We start from the raw sequence: 18,524 nt of genomic DNA, 5'->3' as shown, positions 1-18,524 counted from the left end.
ATCCACCAGGGTGAAGTCGCTCAGGGTTCCACCGCTGACGTTCACATCACTGTTGTCAAAACCGGTGACATCTTCGCTGAATTCAAAGCTGACTAGAGAACTGTTGTCTCCGTCGTTCAGGGAAGCATCAACAATGTCCAGTGCAAGGGTCGGATTGAGCGTGTCAATCGTCACCGTATCCGTACCCGCTCCACCATTGTTACCGGCAATATCGGTGTAGCTATCGGCTGCCACGGACACCGAGCCAATGGTTTCCACCGCATCGTCGGCCGTGAAGATGGCCGTATAGCTGTTGCCATCCACCTGGGTGAAGTCGCTCAGGGTTCCACCGCTGACGTTCACATCACCGGCTGTGAAGCCATTCACAGTTTCGCTGAATTCAAAGGTGACTAGAGAACTGTTAGTTCCGTCGTTCAAGGAAGCATCAACGATATCGACCGTCACTGTGGGTGGGGTATTGTCGTAGGGAACGAAAACAAATTGCCCATCTACCGCCTTGATACCACCAGTGCCATTGACGCTTGTGGCTCTGACACCAAGGGTGACAACACCCTGAGCCAATAACGATTCAATCTCTACCCCTTGATCCTTGCTGTAGCTGTAAGTATAGGTATTACCCGCAGTCAGAAGACTGCTGCCATTATGCTCCGTTCCCGTTAACCCCGTATCGGAAATCTTGTCGTATCCATCCCAGACGATACCAGTCCCATTCATATTGAGACTGTTGTCAGCCTTGGAAAGAACTATATTGCCATCCGCGTTGCTATCGCCATTAGACCACCACAACGCGTTGAGGTCCATTGACCCCTTCTTCATATCAACAGTCCATTGATTTGTGACTGTGTTGTAAGAGGCGGTGAACCAGAGAGCCTGGGTGGTGTCGCCGTATTCCCAGGTGTAAGTGCCTTCCTGCAATGTCATAATAAAAATTCCCAATCAACAATTCTATACATACGGCAGATTCAGGCTCAGTCTGGTACATCTTCTAAGTGGAAACGCTTATCCAATAAAGAGTTATCGGTGCCACACGGATAGAGGAACCGCCGTATCTAAATGATAACAGATTATGTATCGTATGTAACCATTTAGGGGGGGCAAGCAGCCAGTGGCATTGATTCTGTGGAAGGAGTCTCCTGGGGTAGCAGAGAGGGAGAATTACTACTCCTCCCAGAGGCGCGAAGGGTTCCTCGGTCATAAATTCCAAAACATTGCGGTTCTGAGAACGCAGGCTCGTCACTACCATCAGCATCTCCGCCCTGAAAGGGTGACAACGAGGTTAAAGTCTAGGCTGGGTTTAGGCTGTGGGGAGTTTTTTGCTGTGAACAGTAAACAGTAATCAGTAATCAGTGCAAAGACAGTAGGAAACTTCTATTTAATACTGCACACTTAAAACTCAAATCTGATAACTGATAACTGATAACTGCTATAAACCCCCCCAAACTAATCGGGCTGCCCAAAAGGGAATTAACAAAAATAAAGCGATAAAATCAGCCCATCTTAACTTTAATTCGTGCCAGCGTACTTGATGCTGATTGGGACTGGTAAAACCGCGAACCTCCATAGCGATCGCTATTTGTTCGGCGCGCAAAAGCAAATTATCTAGTAATTTTTCCACTACTGTTAACCAGACGTTTAAACTTCTTTTAATCCCTAATTTTTGCCAATCGATCGCCCTAGTTCGCACTGCCCTGGCTAGATTTTGCACTTCTTCTAAAACCAGAGGAATAAAGCGTAAAGAGAGGGTCAGAGTCAGAGAAATTTCCGTCACTGGCACATTAAATCGCCGTAAAGGACTCATTAAATTCTCTAAACCTTCGGTAATTTCTTCCGGGGCCGTCGTCAATAAAAAGAGATTAGTGCTATAAATTAAAGTAAAAACTAAGGTACTAATTCTCACTGCTAATTCCAAAGAACGTCGGGTAACAAATAAACGACCTCTATCCCATAAAACATACTGATAATCACTTGCTGGCGGTAAATTCAGCCCTTCATCCGGTAAACGCGGCTGAATACTCACCGCTAAACCATCGGGAGTGATAGCAGTAATCAGAAAGACGATAATCGCTAAAAATATCAGCCAGCCCATCTGTTGCCGCCAGACGCGGGGAGGAATAGGAGCTAACAGGGTTAAAAACATTAACAATCCCACCAAAGCTAAACGCCACCAAGGATTAGCCAATAAAGGTGCTGCTAAAAAAGCCATTAACCAGATAAATTTTACCCGCGCATCTAGTTGATGTAGTCGGGTAATCGGTTGATCGAGATAAAGACCGATGGGCAAACTTCGCAATAAATCCATAAATTAGACCTTGGTGGCTCTATTAACCGTTTTTTCCACTTCTCGCGCCGGTTTGCCGCGCCAGATTAAGCGGATCGGGGTTCCTTTAAAGCCTAACTGTTGCCGGAATTGCCCTTCGATGTAACGGCGATAGTTATCATTAAAGCGCTGGGGATCGTTAACGAAAAGGGCGATCGTGGGGGGTTGACTCGATACTTGCGTGCCATAGTATAGTTTCCCCTGTTTTCCGCCCCTGGTGGTGGGGGGATTGTGCCATTTAACCGCATCTTCGATTACATCGTTGATTACCGAGGTACTGACGCGACGACGGTGAGATTCGGCGGCAATATCGACTAATTCGAGGATTTTGGTGACTCTTTGCCCCGTCATAGCACTGACAAAGATCATTTCTGCCCAATCCATGAAATACAGCCGATCTTGGAGCATTTTGGTGTAAGTATTGATGGTGTAGGTGTCTTTCTCCACCGCATCCCATTTATTGACCACTAGCACCACCGCACGCCCTTCTTCGATGATTCGTCCTGCTAATTTTAAATCCTGTTCGGTGACACCATCTAGCACATCGATGACGAATAACACCACGTCAGACCGGCGAATTGCCTTAAAAGCACGGTTAATACTGAAAAATTCGGCTCCATAGTCCACATTCTTCTTACGGCGAATGCCTGCGGTGTCAATTAACCGATACACCTGTCCTTCTCGTTCAATTAAAGTATCGATCGAGTCTCTGGTAGTTCCCGAAATCGGACTAACGATCGCCCGTTGTTGTCCAGTTAAAGCATTGAGGAGACTGGATTTACCCACGTTAGGACGACCGATAATTGCCACTTTAATCTCTTCATTTTCGGTAATTTCCGCCCCGGGTGGCAAATATTTAATCAGAGCATCGAGTAGTTCGCCTGTACCAGAGCCGTGAATGGCCGAGATGGGGAAGGGTTCACCGATGGCTAATTCCCAGAATTCCGTCGCTTGCAGGATACCCTGTTCCACCGATTCACATTTATTAACTGCCAAAAGTATCGGCACATTTTGCTGTCGTAACCAAGCGGCAATTTCTCGATCGCCGGCGGTAATTCCTGCCTGGCCATCGACGACAAAAATCGCCACACTTGCCTCTGCTAGGGCGATTAAAGCCTGTTCGCGGATTAAAGGGAGAAATTCGCTGTCATCGTTAAAAACTAGCCCCCCTGTATCGACAATTTGAAAATCTCGATCGCACCAGAAAGCCGGTTGATAGGTGCGATCTCTGGTAATCCCGGGTTGATCAAAAACGATCGCCTGTTGATCTCCAGCGATACGATTGACGAGGGTAGATTTGCCCACATTGGGACGACCGATAATAGCGACGACAGGCAGTTTCATAAGAGGGGGAGGGGACGGAAATTAAAGACCCAATATTCTATCATAGCGATTTGCGATCGACCTTGGTTGATTTGAACGTTGGTTTACACAAAGGTAGTAGTGATGGAGATAGGAGTCGGTCGTCAGGATTCAGGAGACTATTTCTATTTATTCTCCCCATACCCCCTTCTCCTATAGCTTTTAAACGGGATTTAGTATGACAGGTCTAATGACCCAGAAAACAAGGAAGCGCGAGCGATTCATGTTAATTTTTATTAAGAAGCGATCTTTGATGAGAACAGACAACTATGAACTTCGAGATTCCCAGTGCCGTAAAAACTTGGTCACAATTTGGCCATCCCATTTTAATGTGGGTTTTATTAGGATTAACTATCTATGCGCTCTATTCGGGGCTACAATGGCGACGGACGCGGACAGCAGATAAAGACCTAAAAAAAGAATTATTGCCCAAAAATTTTCGCACTAAACACTATCAAATTGGCTCCCTAATCCTCGCTTTAATGGTGTTGGGGACGATCGGGGGTATGGCGGTGACTTATATTAATAACGGTAAATTATTTGTTGGTCCCCATCTGCTGGCCGGTTTAGGGATGGTGGGTTTAATCTCGATTAGTGCCGCTTTAGTACCTTTAATGCAAAAAGGCAACGAATTGGCTAGAATCACCCATATTACCCTTAATGCCGTCATTTTAGGTCTTTTTGGCTGGCAAGCCTTCACAGGAATGGATATAGTCCAGCGTATTCTCAGCAAAATGTGAGAAAACCTGAACAGAGAGGATGCGTCATCAGACGCATCTCACCGAACGCTGGCATCTCGCCAAGGAACTTCGGGGTATCTTCCTGGAAATTCTTGAGAAGTTGCTCTCGCTGCTTCACCAATAATTTGTCAATGATAGACAATCCAAGTTTGAATTAATTCTTGTTGTTCAAACACGGTTTTTCCCTGTGGAGCATACTTTTCTACACGCTCAATTGCTTCTAAAATATCCCGCAAGCGTTCGGTATCATCTCTCCTAGTGGTATTGCTTCTTTAAGTACCCGCTCTCTGATTCTATCTTTAAGTCCCTGTTCGGTAACAATATCAACTTTGCAGCCTAACAAAGCTTTCAGTTCTCGAATTAACGGCAAAGGAAACCAGGAACTCCGACGTTCGCTACAATAATCAATTAATAAATCAATATCGCTTTTTTCGTCAGCTTCTCCCCGTGCGACAAAACCAAAGATTCGCACGTTATTCGCGCCGTGTTTAGCAGCAATAGCAATGATTTTTTCTCGTTTGTTTTTGAGTAATTCCTCAATTTTCATGATCTAAGTAGGCAAGCGTTAAAAGTTGTCAGATGCCCCCCTTATCAAGGGGGGATTAAGGGGGGATCCCCACCCCCCTTATCAAGGGGGGATTAAGGGGGGATCGGCACCCCCCTTATCAAGGGGGGATTAAGGGGGGATCCCCACCCCCCTTATCAAGGGGGGATTAAGGGGGGATCCCCACCCCCCTTATCAAGGGGGGATTAAGGGGGGATCCCCACCCCCCTTATCAAGGGGGGCAGGGGGGATCGAACCTAAAATCGATTTTTAATTTAATTATAACCAGCTACTTAGGGTTTGCGGCAAAAAGTTTTTACTGGAGGCAGAATCTAGAATAAAATTTCCCAGAAGCAATCTTTTTAATGTCTCATCGCTTCTATTATTTTCATGGTTTCGACGCTGACAGTACAGACTCTTTGCAGTAAGTCAATTACTGTTTCTTTATAATCGGCAAAGCGATAGTTATTAAATCTTTCGGCGATGGTTTTATCTTTGGGTTTCTTTTCCTTATATTGATCTAAAATCCATTCTAAGGCCGAACGATTACCGAGTTTATATTCCCAGGCAATTTTGGGAATATCTTGTAGGAAAGTGACATCATCAAGGTTGATGGAATTTTTTTCTCGGTCAGCTTTTAGTTTGGTTTTGGGTTTGAGGTTATTATTAGTATCAATGCGGGTTAGTGGGTAGGGTGCGACGGTTTCATAGTTGATGTGTAATTCCATTAGTTTGCTTCCCCATTCTACCCATTGAGAGAAGTTATCATAAAAGGGAAGTCGGGGAAATTCTCGCTTAAGATTTAATTCGTATTTACTGCGATATTCCGGATAATGAAGGACAGCATAAGTGTAGTGGAAGATGTCGAGTTTGGTGATGGTTTTATCGTTGTAATGGTTTTGGAATTGTTGCAATCCCCAATCGGTGATATTATCGATACGGTTTCCTTCTTTGTCGTAGCGGTAGAGGGGGAGACATTGAGTTTTTTCAAGTGTATCTAAACCAATTAATAAATCACAGGAAAGACAATGAAAAGGCTTATTTGAACTAATACCAGAAAAAGCTATTATCTTATTAAATGATTTTAGATCTAATGAAAACATCTCATAATGGTTTTCTGTTAATCGATGATTAAATAATTTTTCTGTGTATTGAAATTGCTTAAAATAAGGTCTATATAGAGATGATTGAATTAATTTTTCATCGAAATAAGACTTTATTCGAGATTTCCAGAAATTCTCTAAAGAAGAACTCCACTTTATTGAAAAGTCTTGTAATTGATTTTCAACAGAGTAATTGTATTTTTCAATAAAAAAACTAATCTTATTTATTAAACTCTCTTTCAGATAATCATATACCCACTCATCTCTTGTTGTTTCTACTCCTCTCGAAAACAACTTAAACACAGCTTTCTCAGACTTGCCACTTTTTACCTCCTTATCAATCAAGGGTAGCAGTTGATCAAAATCATTATCTGATTGTTCAATCCAGTTATGTTTTTTATCTGGGATGATATGCTCGAAGCAAACATTACTAAATTTATTACTCTGTAAATAAGACAATTTAACTTCTCGCAACTCATGAACATGAAAAGGATCAGCATAGAAAGTTTTATTTCCAGTTGCTTGACTGTCTTTAACTAAAAACAGGATAGCAATACCAGTCATTGCAGCAGTACCAAAAATTGTATGTTTTTCACAGATAAAAATCCCATCTTTCCCTGATATTTTCCTGACATTACCACCTAAATCTATAAAATAAGCGCAAGTAAATTCTTCTTCAATACATTTTCTAAACCCATCAAAAGAACGAGCATCTAAAAAGGAAGAATTACAGATAAACGCTATTATACCATCTTTATTTAATCGATCAGAAGCCCAACGAATAAAACGAGTGTACATATCATAGACGACAATTTGATTCTGTGCCGTACCTTCTTTGATATAAGTATCTTTAATTCTTTTGTCTATTGCTGGGTATTTACGATTTGCATTATTGTCATTAGCATTTTGCTGCTTGGCATTATAAGGAGGATTCCCAATAATTACAGAAATATTGCGGTCATTTTGATTTTGAATCCGTTGGGTATTCTCCACCGACATGGCAAATAAATCCATCTGCTTGAGATGAAAAGCAGCATGGTCCAGGGTATCGACAAAACAGATATGCTCAAACTCTTCATACTCACCCATCTTCTGCTTGTAGGTGAACTCAATATTCAAATTAGCAATATAATAAGGCAGAATTGCCACCTCATTACAGTGCATCTCATGCTTATACTTGTACCGTAACTTATCCTTCGGTAAATACTCAATTAACTCCGTCACAAAAGTTCCTGTCCCCGTCGCCGGATCTAAAATTTCTACTCCTGGATCCGCCAACAACTTACCAAAATGCTTGTGGACTAAATAATCGACACTTTCAATCATAAAACGGACAATTTCATTGGGTGTATAGACAATTCCCAACCGGTCCGCCGCTTTCGGATTGTATGCTTTATAAAAATTCTCATAAATCGCCTTGAGAAACTTCTGCTTTTCGTGGTGGTTATAAATATTCGCCGCTGTCCGCCGAATTACCGCATAATAACGTTCAATAGTCCCTAAAGTATTGCGCTTGGTATTACCAGTAAAGAAAGTTTCAATCACTCCCTGTAATTCCCTGGCGATATTATTTTCCCGGTGAAACTGGGACTCATTAAAAATATTGATAAAAATATCCTCTGTCAGGATGTGCTGAATAATCATCTCTCGCACATCTTCCAGACTAATTTCTGGATTGATTGACTTGCGACAAATCTCTAAAAATTTGTCCCGCGCTGTCACAAAATTCCGATTCGTCTCCGATTGCAACGCAATTAAACCCCGCAACGCTTCCAAAATTGTTGGTAAATCTTCCTTAAAACTATCAATCGCCTCTCGAAAATCCTCAACCTCTGGACGTACATAATTGATAAAAGCATTAATAATCCCATCCAAAGCCTCATCATCGCGCATGGAGACGCGCAGTCTTTCCTCTCCTCCTTGAATTAAAACCGCCGTCTGGGAGTCTTCAAATAAAATATTGTCATTAGGGTAGCCTTTCGCTAACTTTTTCTCAATTTCTTCGTCTAAATTATCGTATTGATCCTTACTTTCCCAATATCCCCAATCTAACCGTAAAGCATCCTTAACCGTCCCGTCAGGATAGACAACTTTTCCCGACTTAGTGCGATAATCCAACTCCGGAATTAACAAAAAATCCCGCGCCTTGCAATAGTCATTTAACAAATTCTGAAAAGCGACTCTAATCGAAGTTTCCTTGCGACTTCCGCCATATTGGACAATCTTTTCAACTTCCGTCTGATACTGGCTGATTAATAATCTAGACATTGGCTTAGAGGAGGTAAATTAAGTAGTTATAATCAAATAGAAGATAGATTTTGGACTCTGATCCCCCCTGCCCCCCTTATTAAGGGGGGTGCCGATAGGCGGGGGGATCTACCCTTGATAAGGGGGGTGCCGATAGGCGGGGGGATCTACCCTTATTAAGGGGGGTGCCGATAGGCGGGGGGATCTACCCTTGATAAGGGGGGTGCCGATAGGCGGGGGGATCTACCCTTGATTGTCTTTAATCGGGATGACAGGATTCGAACCTGCGGCCCCTTCGTCCCGAACGAAGTGCGCTACCAAGCTGCGCTACATCCCGAAAGTTTTTAGCTAAATTATCATAGCATATTCGGCCTTGAGTGGGTCGAGACTTGCTAGGATATTACAGATATAGGCAAAAATTATCGGAGTAATTCAGGCGTGACGGTCAAACCAGAGTGGTTACGGGTAAAAGCACCGCAATGGCAACGAGTCGGCAGTGTTAAGGAGGTTTTACGCGATTTAGGCTTAAATACCGTTTGTGAGGAGGCTTCCTGTCCCAATATCGGCGAATGTTTCCACGCGGGGACGGCTACCTTTTTAATTATGGGTCCTGCTTGCACTCGCGCCTGTCCTTACTGTGATATCGATTTTGAGAAAAAACCGCAACCTTTAGACTCCACGGAACCCCTGCGACTAGCGGCAGCCGTGCAACGTCTTGATCTTAATCATGTAGTGATCACTTCTGTCAATCGCGATGATTTGGCCGATGGAGGCGCTAGTCAATTTGTCCGTTGTATCGAGGAAATTCGCCGCATTTCTCCAAAAACCACCATCGAAGTGCTGATCCCCGATCTTTGCGGCAATTGGCAGGCTTTAGCTTTAATTCTTGCTGCTAAACCTGAAGTTTTAAACCACAATACCGAAACTGTCCCCCGTCTCTATCGTCGCGTGCGTCCCCAGGGTGATTACCAGCGTTCTCTAGAATTATTGCAGCGCGCTCGCGCCATTGTTCCCGCTACCTACACAAAATCGGGGATTATGGTGGGATTGGGGGAAACCGACGAGGAAGTGCGGCAAGTGATGGGCGATTTAAGGGCCGTCGATTGTGATATTCTCACCATCGGGCAGTATCTGCAACCATCGCCAAAACATCTCGGTGTGCAGGAATTTATTACCCCTGAACAGTTCCAAGCTTGGCGCCAATACGGTGAGTCGCTGGGATTTTTACAAATTGTTGCGAGTCCCTTGACAAGAAGCTCTTATCATGCTGAACAAGTCAGAGCCTTGATGAATTTGTACCCGCGAGAGTCTTGAGATGGGGCAGCAATTGCTGAAAAGCTCGTCCTCGGTGGCTGATTTTTCTTTTTAATTCCGGAGACATTTCCGCAAAGGTTAAAGCGTATTCGGGAACATAAAAAATCGGATCGTAACCAAAACCACCCTCACCCCTAGGACTGGTGAGAATTTCTCCCGTACAGATTCCTGTGGCGCTCAAGGCAATCTCACCATCGGGACGGGCAATCGCAATTACACAGACAAAACGGGCCGAACGATCCTGATTATCTCCTAATTCTCTGACGAGGCGATCAATTCTTTCTCGATCATTTTCACCATAGCGGGCCGAGTAAATCCCCGGGGCATTTCCTAACCCGGTTACTTCCAATCCCGAATCATCGGCGATCGACCATTCTCCCAATGTTAGGGCAATTTGAGCAGCTTTTAAATAGGCATTTTCGGCAAAAGTCGCCCCGGTTTCCTCTATCTCTAAATCATCTGGTTTTAACTGCAATTCTAGGTCGATATCAGTTAAGTATTCCCCTATCTCTGCCAATTTACCCGGATTACTCGTGGCTAGAATTAATTTTTTCATTGGCATTTTATCTCAGTGATCAGTGATCAGTTACCAGTTATCAGATGTGAGGTTTCAGCTTACTAGACCTCCAGCTAAGTAGCTGGTTATAATTAAATTAAAAATGGATTTTAGGTTCGATCCCCCCTGCCCCCCTTGATAAGGGGGGTGCCGATCCCCCCTTAATAAGGGGAAAGTTTTTAATACCTACCTACTTAATATTATCTCAAGACTAAAAGTCTTTCTGGTTGATTAACCCGTATTTTTTCAGTGAATTGCAGATATCTACTGATAACTGATTACTGTTTACTGATAACTGATAGTCCCGCTAACATTTGAGCGTAGGGAGTTTCGTGGAGGTGGGCCTTATTGACAGCACCAAAAAGGGTTAATTTGTCGATAATTACCGATTTCATTGCGGAAATTGCCTCTCCTGCGATCTCTAATAAATCCTTATCCTCTGGCCCACAAATTTCCCGTTTTAGGGACTGCATATAAGCTTGACGCACTTCCGTATTAACATTAAATTTGCAGACTCCTAACTGGATCGATCGCCCGATCATTTCTGGGGGTAAACCAGAAGCACCATGTAAAACTAGGGGAATAGAAAGAAGTTGTCGAATCTGGGCCAGGCGATCGAAATCGAGACGGGGCGGACTTTTGTACTCGCCATGCACATTACCGATAGTTACGGCCAGAGAATCCACTCCCGTCGCCTGCACAAATTGCACTGCTTGCTCCGGATCTGTCATTTTAGCCTCTTTTTCGGCAATAGTTAACCCGTCCTCAGTGCCGCTAATTCGGCCAATTTCTGCCTCCACCACGGCCCCGTATTCGTGAGCGAGACGAGTCATTTCTTTGGTAAAAGCGAGATTATCTTGGTAGGGAAGATGAGAGCCATCGGCCATAATTGAGGTCATCCCCGCTTCTAGGGCCTCGTAGATGTTGCTGGCTTTAGTGCTATGGTCAAGATGGACTGAGATAGGAACCTTGGCCGAGCGAGCGGCCTCTAAACAGAGAGCGACGAGGGTGGAACTGCCATAACGCAAAGCACTGGGGTGAATTTGCAACATAGCGGGACTACGGCAATCCTCGGCGGCACTAATCACCGCTTTGACCCCTTCTAGGTTATAAACATTAAAAGCTCCGATCGCATAGATATTTTTGCGAGCGGTTTCGAGGAGTTCCTGAGTAGAAGCGAGCATAATATGGAAAATAACCAAAGACCACGACTACGGACTATAGTAATCATAGCAATTATCGTCGATTGGATTGACCCAAGGAAACTAAAGTAGGTTGGATTGACCTAAGGAAACCCAACTATAGACCCAAGGCAACCCAACAAAAAGATTCAGACGGATTTAGGTGTTGGGTGTTGGGTTTCGCTTTCCCTGAGAATTGAGAGGTTTTCTTTAACATACTTATTCGCTCAACCCAACCTAAGAAACTACTACAGTTGCGAGAACAGTTTTCGAGCATCGGCGATGATTTTATCACCCCAGAGATTTTTTTGCAGGGTTTCAACCTTGGCAAATTCAGGGTCGATTTTAAGCGCACTTTTAGCAAGTTTGATCGCTTTCTCCGTATTGCCTTGACGGTAGAGGGTAACAGCGAGAGCCAGTTGATTTTCGGCAGATTGGGGGTTAATTTCAAGACTTTTTTGAAATTGGCTACTGGCCAAATTTAGATCGCCTTGTTCGTAATAAATTAAGCCAATATTGGTAATCGCAATCAGATCTTTTTCGTCCAGTTCGAGAACTTTTTGATAGTCTTGGAGAGCTTCGGGATAGCGTTTCTGTCTTTTGTAAATTTCTCCCCGGAAATTATAAGAGTCCTTGAGCTTGCGATCGAGAGCGATCGCTTGATTAAAATCCCCTAGAGCTAAATCCCATTTTTGAGTTTTATAGTAAAGGGTTCCTCGCGTAGAGTAAAATGAAGCATCATCCGGCTTAAGCTCGATCGCCTGATTAAAATCCGCTAGAGCTAAATCCCATTTTTGAGTTTGATAGTAAAGGGTTCCTCGCGTAAAGTAAAACGAAGCATCGTCTGACTTAAGCTCAATTGCCTTATTAAAATCCGCTAGAGCTAAATCCCATTTTTGCCATTCTAGGTACTTGAGGCCGCGTGCGACGTAGGCATTGGGAAATTGCTTGATCTCGATAACTTTCGTGATATCTGCAATCGCTAAATCCCATTTCTTTTGTTGATCATAAATAATATAACGTTGTAAATAAGCCGACCAGTATTTCGGATCGAGTTCGATCGCCCGACTGTAATCAGCTAAGGCGATATCCGATTTTTGCTGTTGTCGGTAAATTTCCCCACGGTTGTAATACAGTTCTGCATCGTTACTATTAAGCTTGATCGCCTTGTTATAATCGGCGAGGGCGAGATCGAATTGATTTTGATCGCGATAAATATCTCCCCGATAGCGATAGGCTAACTCTAAATAAGGATTAATTCGGATCGCTTGACTTAAATCGGTGAGGGCCAGATCCCATTCTTTTCGATCCCAGTATAGAATTGCTCTAGCTGCGTAACCGAATTCGGGGTATGGCGAGAGTTCGATCGCCTTGTTAAAATCAGCGAGGGCGAGCTCCCACTTTTGTTGTTGAAAATAAACATTTCCTCGATTGTCATAACTACTAAAATAACCGAGTTCGATCGCCTTGTTAAGATCAGCGAGAGCGAGATCCCACTTTTTCTGGTGACTGTAAAGAGTTCCCCGCAACCCGTAACCCGCGCCGGAATTCGGATCGAGTTCGAGCGCTTTATTAAAATCCGCTAGGGCTAGGTCCCATTCTTGCCGCTCCGTATAGAATTGCCCGCGACTCTCATAACCGAAGCCGGAATTCGGATCGAGTTCGAGCGCTTTATTAAAATCCGCTAGGGCTAAATCCCATTTTTGCCAGTTGTCGTAAGCGAAACCGCGCATTAAATAGGCGACAACGGAATAGGGATTGATTTCGATCGCTTTTGTGAGATCGGCGATCGCTAACTCCTCTTCACTTTGAAAATTATAAAAAATACCTCTCATTTCATAAGAGTTAGGATTGTTAGGATCGATGGTAATTGCTTTGTTAAAATCCGCTAGGGCTAAATCCCATTGTTTTCGAGCCATGTAAAAACGTCCCCGGTCTCGGTAGGCTGGCGCGAAATTAGCATCGATCTCGATGGCTCGGTTATAATCAGCCAGGGCTAAATCCCATTCTTTCCGCTCTTCGTACACATCGGCGCGAGCTATATAAGCCCTAGGGTTATTCGGATTCAACACCAGAGCTTGATTATAATCAGCTAAAGCGAGATCCCATTTTTTTAGACCTCTGTATATATTCCCGCGATTGCTATACCAACTGGAGCGAGGAGCGATTTCTATGGCGCGGTTAATCGCTGCTAAGGCTCGATCGTACCGTTTTACGTTTTGTAGTGCCGACGATAGACTATTGTAATAGTTGGGATTCTGGGGAGAGATTTTGATCGCTTGTTCAAAAAAAGCGATCGCTTTTTCGGATTGATTCATCTGCTCATAAAATACACCCTGATAATTTAAAATTTCCCCATGAAATTCCGAACCTTTCTCGCGAGCGGGTAGGGTGGCGAGGGCTTGATCGAGGGCTTCGATCGCTTCCCGAGCTTTGTATTTGCGCCCGTAAACCCTTGCCTTACCGTACCAAGCTAAATAGGTATATTCGGGATCGTTTAATTGTATCGCCCGATCGAAGGCTTGCAGGGCCCGCTCGTCTTTTTTCAAGCGCCAGAGTTGATTTCCCCGCTCGATCCAGATGTCTGCGGAGGCGTTGGTTTCCGGTACTTCTACACTGACAAGAGTGCGATCGATCTGCTGCTGTTGTTGTGCTGTTAACTGGGGTTGAGCGGTAACGAAAGAAGATAATTTAACTCGAAATCTTTCCTGTAAACCGATAAAACTATTAATGGGAATCCCTAAGCTAAAACCTAGCTGAATTTTACCCTTAACCCCCTCGGAGCGTCCGTGAATACCGATCACCTGTCCTGCAGCGTTTAAGACTGGACCGCCGCTCATACCGCCGAAGGTAATACTGGTATAGACCATATCGTAACCGCCGCTCAGGGAACTAACCCTGATCGATGCCCCACTTTGGGTAATCGTAAAATCACTCTGTCGCGTGGCGAGAAGTCCTTCCTCCTGACTTTTCACTGCACCGCCGCTAAAGAGCCATCCCGCTCGTTTATCGCCGATTTTGGGAAATCCCGCCACAAAAACGGGACTCTCTCGATTGGGGCTATAGTTGGCGATTTCTGCGACCGGATAATTCTCGTTACTCTCGAAGGTAAAAATGGCCAGATCGACCCCTTCCTGTCGAATAATGGTTTTTCGGTCGAGGGGAAGGGTTTTGCCGTCGCTGGTGGTGAGGGTATAGGTGTAATCGGCACAGGTTTTCTCCTCGGAGATTTTCTCACAGAGGACATGATCGGCGGTTAATACGGTGTAGGATTTTCCTTCGCGGGCGATAATTGCGCCGCTACCGTTGGCCTGACTGCTACTATCGATCCGGACGGTGAAACCCTTCGCTTTTGTTTCTAATTGGGCGATATAGCCAGTATAGGTGGGGTTTTCGATGCCCGGTGAGCTTTTCGGTAAGGGTAATTGGTACGCGGTGAGGATTTCGGGCCGGATGTAGGTTAATAGGGTATTGATGGAAATGCCCCAGTTAACCGCTCTCATCTGTTGGATTTCTGCGTCTGTGGGTTTTGTGCCGTCCTCGTAGGTGTAGTTAGAGAGAATCGGATGGGCCGATCGCCCGTTAATGCCGATTAACTCATCCTCGAAAAAGATACCACCGCCGCTCATTCCCTGCACGACCTCCCCACTATAACCGACGCTGTAGCCCTCCCGGAGGGGTCGATCGCTTGTTTGTTCAATTTTCCCGTTATCGGTGGTGTACTGCCCCGTTTCTGCGGAATAACCGGTTACAGTGATATCTAGTTCCGCATCCGGGGAAATGGCGCGAATTTTAGCGATCGGATAATCCCTGGTATCGCTAAACTCTACCAGGGCCAGATCCTTATCTTCCAAAAGGGAATTCGGCGCGATCGAGGCTGTGCGGGTTTGGCCGTCGTGGGTTTGGATCTGTAGGGTGGTCGCGCCGCGGGTAACGTGAGCGTTGGTCAAAACGAGATATATACTGCCTTTTTTCCCGATAATGATTCCCGATCCCCGATTTATCTCGCTAGTAATCTTAACAGTGACTTGACGGATCGATCGCTCGATCTGCGCGTCTGGGCTGTCTTCCGCCACGATCGCCGGAGCAGAGAAAGGGGATAGCGCTTTAACCGGTACGACGGGCAGAAGTAGGAGACTTAGGAGTAGGGGAAAGGGTTTCAACATGGTTATTATGGGGAAATTCGGGGTAAAACAGCGAAAATTCTAGCGGGTGGGAACGCAATTATTTTGCGGGCCAGCAGATCTCGTACCACAGGGCGCGTCGCGATCGGCGAGTGGAGCTTTGGCGAAAAACTCCGTCATCGAGATATAGGTTTTATCTCCGGAATTCTGGAGGAGCATATCCGAGCTTTTCCCCTCTAGGATGTCCATGAGTTGTTGCAAGACTAAATCTGGATTGTCGTGGGGTTTAAGGGTAAAAAGTTGGCTATTACCATCGCAGGGATCGCCGGATCGTGAAACGCTGCAGATGATCGGGTATCCCTTCGCCCGGCCGGTGGTGAGATAGTTAAAACGCCCTTGATTATATGCTTCCTGGAATTTTTTCGTGACTTCCTCGCAACGAACTGGGGAACGTTTGGAGAAATATTCCGATTTCCAGCCGATAATCCGCACATTGCCGCTTCTTTCGGGAATCCAAGCGAGGGTAGCGGGTATTTTTCCTCCCGATGCGCGATCGAACACCTCTTTACAGAAGAAGGTGACGCGATTCGGGGTGGTCGATTGGCTGAAACCGGGGGCGATACCACCGAGGAGGACAGTGGCGAGGAGGCCGACGCAAGCGAGACGGTGGGAAATATATCTAGAGTTCATAGGGATAGTTCCTCAGAAAATAGGGATTAGAATCGTGATTAGGGTCAAAATGGGATTATTTAAGGGTTAGCGGCGGCGTTGAGGGTGTAGCGACCCGATTCACCCCCTTCGCGAGAGGTGGCCACTAGGATATAAACTCCATCGGCGGGTAATTCGGTTACAAGTCGAGCGTTAAAATCCCCGGGGGCGCGATCGACGCGCTGGTCACTACGGGCGACCTCTGGGTATTTTGTCCCCTCGGAAGATTGGAGAACGCGATAGAGGACAAGATAGGGAGCGATCTCGTTGCTGTTCATATCCAGAAGGATTTTCTGTCCGGCACGACCCTCGAACCCGTAATATTGCTCGTTTTGGTCTTTGGTCAAGTTGCCTTGAACGGTCTGACCGTTAAGAGGGAGGGCGAGTAACTGTATCCGCTCTTGCTGTCCTAATGTTGAGACGGTGGAGACATCGCCTGTTTTAACTGCGGTGAGGAAAGCTTGCAGGCGATCGAGGGAAACGGCGAAATTAATGCCGCTCTGGGTAAGGCCGATCGGGTTTCCCGCACCGTCGTAAACGTAACTCCCGATATTGACCGCGACGTTAACCCCCACCACTTCCCCCCGTGAATTCAAAAGCGGCCCGCCGGAATTGCCTTTGTTGATATTAGCGTTGTGTTGCACAATGCCTTTTTCGGGGTCGAGACGGCTGATAATGCCCTGGGTGAGGGTGTTTTGATAGTCCTCGTTTAAGGGTGTGCCGATGGCGAAAACGCTTTCGCCGACCTTGGCGGAGTTCGGACGGGCAAGGGGAAGATAGGGCAGGTTTTGGCGGTTATAGATCCGCAGGACGGCTAAATCCACGCCATTTTTAGCGAAGCCGATCACGTCTGCCGAGGCCTGCTGTCCGTTGGAAAATTTCACCGTCACCACCCGGGGTCCGTCCGCAACAACGTGGGCGTTGGTAATAATGATACCGTCGGGACTGACGAGAAAGCCGCTACCGTGGCCGCTGCCATTTTTGACGGTGACGACGGCGGGGCTGGCTTTCTGATAGACTCTAGAAGCGGTCTGCTCCTGGGCGAGGATGGGTGGAATGTTTTCCATCAGGAAGTTTCCTGGTTGAACGAGTAGGCCAGTGGTGGCCAGTAGCACCGATAGGGTGAAAGTAATTGGTTTCATCGGATTGGCTCCTCTTTAGTCGAGGGATACTTGCAAGGATGTTATCGTTGGTTTTTTTCCAATTATGCGATTAAGTTTTAAGTCCTCAGATTGCTTTTTTTACAAAAGTTTAGAGGGGGAGAGCGATCGCTCTCCCTTGCAACTTACGCACCTATCTGCCGTAGTGCTTCTATGGCGCTGTTGTACATTTCTGTGTTTCCCTGCTGGCGAAATAATTCGGCGGCTTGTCGTAAATCTTTGATCGCTTTTTCTGTTTCTTTCCGACTGTAATAAATAGCCCCCCGAATGAAGTAAGCCTCGGCAAATCGGGGATCGAGATCGATGGTTGTATTGAAATCGGCCAGGGCGAGGTCGTTTTTTTTCTGTAGGTAGTAAAGACTGCCCCGATTGATGTAAGCCACGGCCAATAGGGGGTCGATCTCGATCGCACGGTTCCAATCGGCCAAGGCGAGGTCGTGTTTCTGCTGTTGATAGTAAATATCCGCCCGATTGTTGTAAGCCAGGGCGTAATTTGGATCGAGTTCGATCGCCCTGGTGTATTCTGCAATGGCAAGGGCTAGTTTTTCCTGTTGAGTATAATTAATTCCCCGGTTAAAGTGGGCGATCGCTTCTTTGTAGTTCGCTTGAGCGATCAGGGTTTCGGTTCGCAGTTGGCTCCCTGGGATCATGATATTGCGGACGGTTCCGATGGTGACAAGGCTGAGTAGGCTGACGGTGGCGATGAGAGTAGAGGTGGGGAGGGCGAAGGATTTCATGGGTAGTTCCTCGGTGAGGGTGATTTGAGCTTCTACCTAATTCATCGGTTGCTTTTTTGGGAATATGCAGAATAGGGCGATCAATTTTTTTGGCGTTGTCAGATCAGAATAGGAAAGATGCCATGCAATCCTTGCTATCAAAGTAAGGAAACCCAACAATAGACCCAAGGAAACCCCACAAAAAGATTCAGACAGATTTAGGTGTTGGTTGTTGGGTTTCGCTTTTCCTTGAGAATTGAGAGGTTTTCTTTAACATATTTATTCGCTCAACCCAACCTAAGAAACTACGAAACGATATGATCGCTCTTTTTTAAATCCTACAGTAATCATTTTTCCATAGCTCCTTTGCTTCCTTGTAGCCTTGTTTGATTCGCACTGTGAATTTATATGTCGCCTGTAAGACTTTTGATAATCTTTTTAGCCAATCGCTC

13 protein-coding genes, 1 tRNA gene and 1 pseudogene are annotated in these 18,524 nt (G+C 45.6%); 2 read left to right on the top strand and 13 right to left on the bottom strand.

Annotated elements, in window-relative coordinates; translation table 11 throughout:
• The 3 genes from EWV60_RS20045 to der form a co-directional block, all read right to left on the bottom strand.
• Positions 1–921, bottom strand: a 921-nt coding sequence (locus tag EWV60_RS20045) for an Ig-like domain-containing protein (protein ID WP_287234255.1), incomplete at its 3' end; no start/stop codon positions are given.
• Between the two features lie 502 nt (positions 922–1,423).
• The gene (locus EWV60_RS20040; protein WP_287234253.1) at positions 1,424–2,299 is read right to left on the bottom strand and encodes an energy-coupling factor transporter transmembrane component T family protein; all 876 of its coding nucleotides are present in this window, start codon (positions 2,297–2,299) and stop codon (positions 1,424–1,426) included.
• Between the two features lie 3 nt (positions 2,300–2,302).
• A complete protein-coding gene (gene der, locus EWV60_RS20035; protein WP_287234251.1) occupies positions 2,303–3,661 on the bottom strand; it encodes a ribosome biogenesis GTPase Der in 1,359 nt (452 codons plus the stop codon).
• A gap of 287 nt (positions 3,662–3,948) precedes the next feature.
• Here der and EWV60_RS20030 point away from each other — a divergent pair, with 287 nt between their 5' ends.
• Positions 3,949–4,419: a DUF4079 domain-containing protein gene (locus tag EWV60_RS20030; protein WP_002741005.1), complete on the top strand. Its 471-nt coding sequence runs from the start codon at positions 3,949–3,951 to the stop codon at positions 4,417–4,419.
• 47 nt (positions 4,420–4,466) lie between these two features.
• Here EWV60_RS20030 and EWV60_RS20025 read toward each other — a convergent pair.
• From EWV60_RS20025 to EWV60_RS20010, 4 genes and pseudogenes are all read right to left on the bottom strand, one after another.
• Positions 4,467–4,655, bottom strand: a pseudogene (locus EWV60_RS20025) (HepT-like ribonuclease domain-containing protein); the annotation flags it as partial.
• Positions 4,640–4,966 (bottom strand): nucleotidyltransferase family protein, encoded by a 327-nt coding sequence (locus EWV60_RS20020; RefSeq protein WP_287234249.1) that lies wholly within the window; start codon positions 4,964–4,966, stop codon positions 4,640–4,642. The gene EWV60_RS20020 and the pseudogene EWV60_RS20025, both read right to left, overlap by 16 nt.
• A gap of 359 nt (positions 4,967–5,325) precedes the next feature.
• Positions 5,326–8,334 carry a type ISP restriction/modification enzyme gene (locus EWV60_RS20015; RefSeq protein WP_287234248.1) on the bottom strand — a complete coding sequence of 1,003 codons (3,009 nt, stop codon included), beginning with the start codon at positions 8,332–8,334 and terminating at the stop codon, positions 5,326–5,328.
• 242 nt (positions 8,335–8,576) lie between these two features.
• A tRNA-Pro gene (locus EWV60_RS20010) sits at positions 8,577–8,650 on the bottom strand.
• Between the two features lie 71 nt (positions 8,651–8,721).
• Between EWV60_RS20010 and lipA the strand changes: the two genes are divergently transcribed.
• Positions 8,722–9,627, top strand: a complete 906-nt coding sequence (gene lipA / locus EWV60_RS20005; RefSeq protein ID WP_071590306.1) for a lipoyl synthase — start codon at positions 8,722–8,724, stop codon at positions 9,625–9,627.
• Here lipA and rdgB read toward each other — a convergent pair.
• From rdgB to EWV60_RS19975, 6 genes are all read right to left on the bottom strand, one after another.
• Positions 9,590–10,183, bottom strand: a complete 594-nt coding sequence (gene rdgB, locus EWV60_RS20000; protein ID WP_024969259.1) for an RdgB/HAM1 family non-canonical purine NTP pyrophosphatase — start codon at positions 10,181–10,183, stop codon at positions 9,590–9,592. The genes lipA and rdgB overlap by 38 nt on opposite strands.
• A 278-nt stretch (positions 10,184–10,461) precedes the next feature.
• Positions 10,462–11,367, bottom strand: a complete 906-nt coding sequence (locus EWV60_RS19995) for a class II fructose-bisphosphate aldolase (protein WP_016514502.1) — start codon at positions 11,365–11,367, stop codon at positions 10,462–10,464.
• A 245-nt stretch (positions 11,368–11,612) separates the two neighbouring features.
• Positions 11,613–15,530 carry a serine protease gene (locus EWV60_RS19990; RefSeq protein ID WP_287234247.1) on the bottom strand — a complete coding sequence of 1,306 codons (3,918 nt, stop codon included), beginning with the start codon at positions 15,528–15,530 and terminating at the stop codon, positions 11,613–11,615.
• A gap of 39 nt (positions 15,531–15,569) precedes the next feature.
• The gene (locus tag EWV60_RS19985; protein ID WP_287234246.1) at positions 15,570–16,178 is read right to left on the bottom strand and encodes a COP23 domain-containing protein; all 609 of its coding nucleotides are present in this window, start codon (positions 16,176–16,178) and stop codon (positions 15,570–15,572) included.
• Between the two features lie 59 nt (positions 16,179–16,237).
• Complete coding sequence (locus EWV60_RS19980; protein ID WP_002774763.1) at positions 16,238–17,338, bottom strand: S1C family serine protease; 1,101 nt, start codon at positions 17,336–17,338, stop codon at positions 16,238–16,240.
• A gap of 143 nt (positions 17,339–17,481) precedes the next feature.
• Positions 17,482–18,093 carry a tetratricopeptide repeat protein gene (locus tag EWV60_RS19975; RefSeq protein WP_287234245.1) on the bottom strand — a complete coding sequence of 204 codons (612 nt, stop codon included), beginning with the start codon at positions 18,091–18,093 and terminating at the stop codon, positions 17,482–17,484.
• Positions 18,094–18,524: the final 431 nt, after the last annotated feature.

It is taken from the genome of Microcystis sp. Msp_OC_L_20101000_S702, assembly GCF_007095705.1.
GTDB classification, from domain to species: domain Bacteria; phylum Cyanobacteriota; class Cyanobacteriia; order Cyanobacteriales; family Microcystaceae; genus Microcystis; species Microcystis ichthyoblabe_A.
This window is presented reverse-complemented; position numbering and strand designations above follow the sequence as displayed.

What these genes read in the sequence shown, in the direction of transcription:
- EWV60_RS19995 (WP_016514502.1), bottom strand. Translation starts at nt 11,367, where the DNA reads ATGCTCGCTTCTACTCAGGAACTCCTCGAAACCGCTCGCAAAAATATC.
- EWV60_RS19975 (WP_287234245.1), bottom strand. Translation starts at nt 18,093, where the DNA reads ATGAAATCCTTCGCCCTCCCCACCTCTACTCTCATCGCCACCGTCAGC.
- EWV60_RS20020 (WP_287234249.1), bottom strand. Translation starts at nt 4,966, where the DNA reads ATGAAAATTGAGGAATTACTCAAAAACAAACGAGAAAAAATCATTGCT.
- EWV60_RS19985 (WP_287234246.1), bottom strand. Translation starts at nt 16,178, where the DNA reads ATGAACTCTAGATATATTTCCCACCGTCTCGCTTGCGTCGGCCTCCTC.
- EWV60_RS20040 (WP_287234253.1), bottom strand. Translation starts at nt 2,299, where the DNA reads ATGGATTTATTGCGAAGTTTGCCCATCGGTCTTTATCTCGATCAACCG.
- rdgB (WP_024969259.1), bottom strand. Translation starts at nt 10,183, where the DNA reads ATGAAAAAATTAATTCTAGCCACGAGTAATCCGGGTAAATTGGCAGAG.
- EWV60_RS19990 (WP_287234247.1), bottom strand. Translation starts at nt 15,530, where the DNA reads ATGTTGAAACCCTTTCCCCTACTCCTAAGTCTCCTACTTCTGCCCGTC.
- EWV60_RS19980 (WP_002774763.1), bottom strand. Translation starts at nt 17,338, where the DNA reads ATGAAACCAATTACTTTCACCCTATCGGTGCTACTGGCCACCACTGGC.
- EWV60_RS20015 (WP_287234248.1), bottom strand. Translation starts at nt 8,334, where the DNA reads ATGTCTAGATTATTAATCAGCCAGTATCAGACGGAAGTTGAAAAGATT.
- der (WP_287234251.1), bottom strand. Translation starts at nt 3,661, where the DNA reads ATGAAACTGCCTGTCGTCGCTATTATCGGTCGTCCCAATGTGGGCAAA.
- EWV60_RS20030 (WP_002741005.1), top strand. Translation starts at nt 3,949, where the DNA reads ATGAACTTCGAGATTCCCAGTGCCGTAAAAACTTGGTCACAATTTGGC.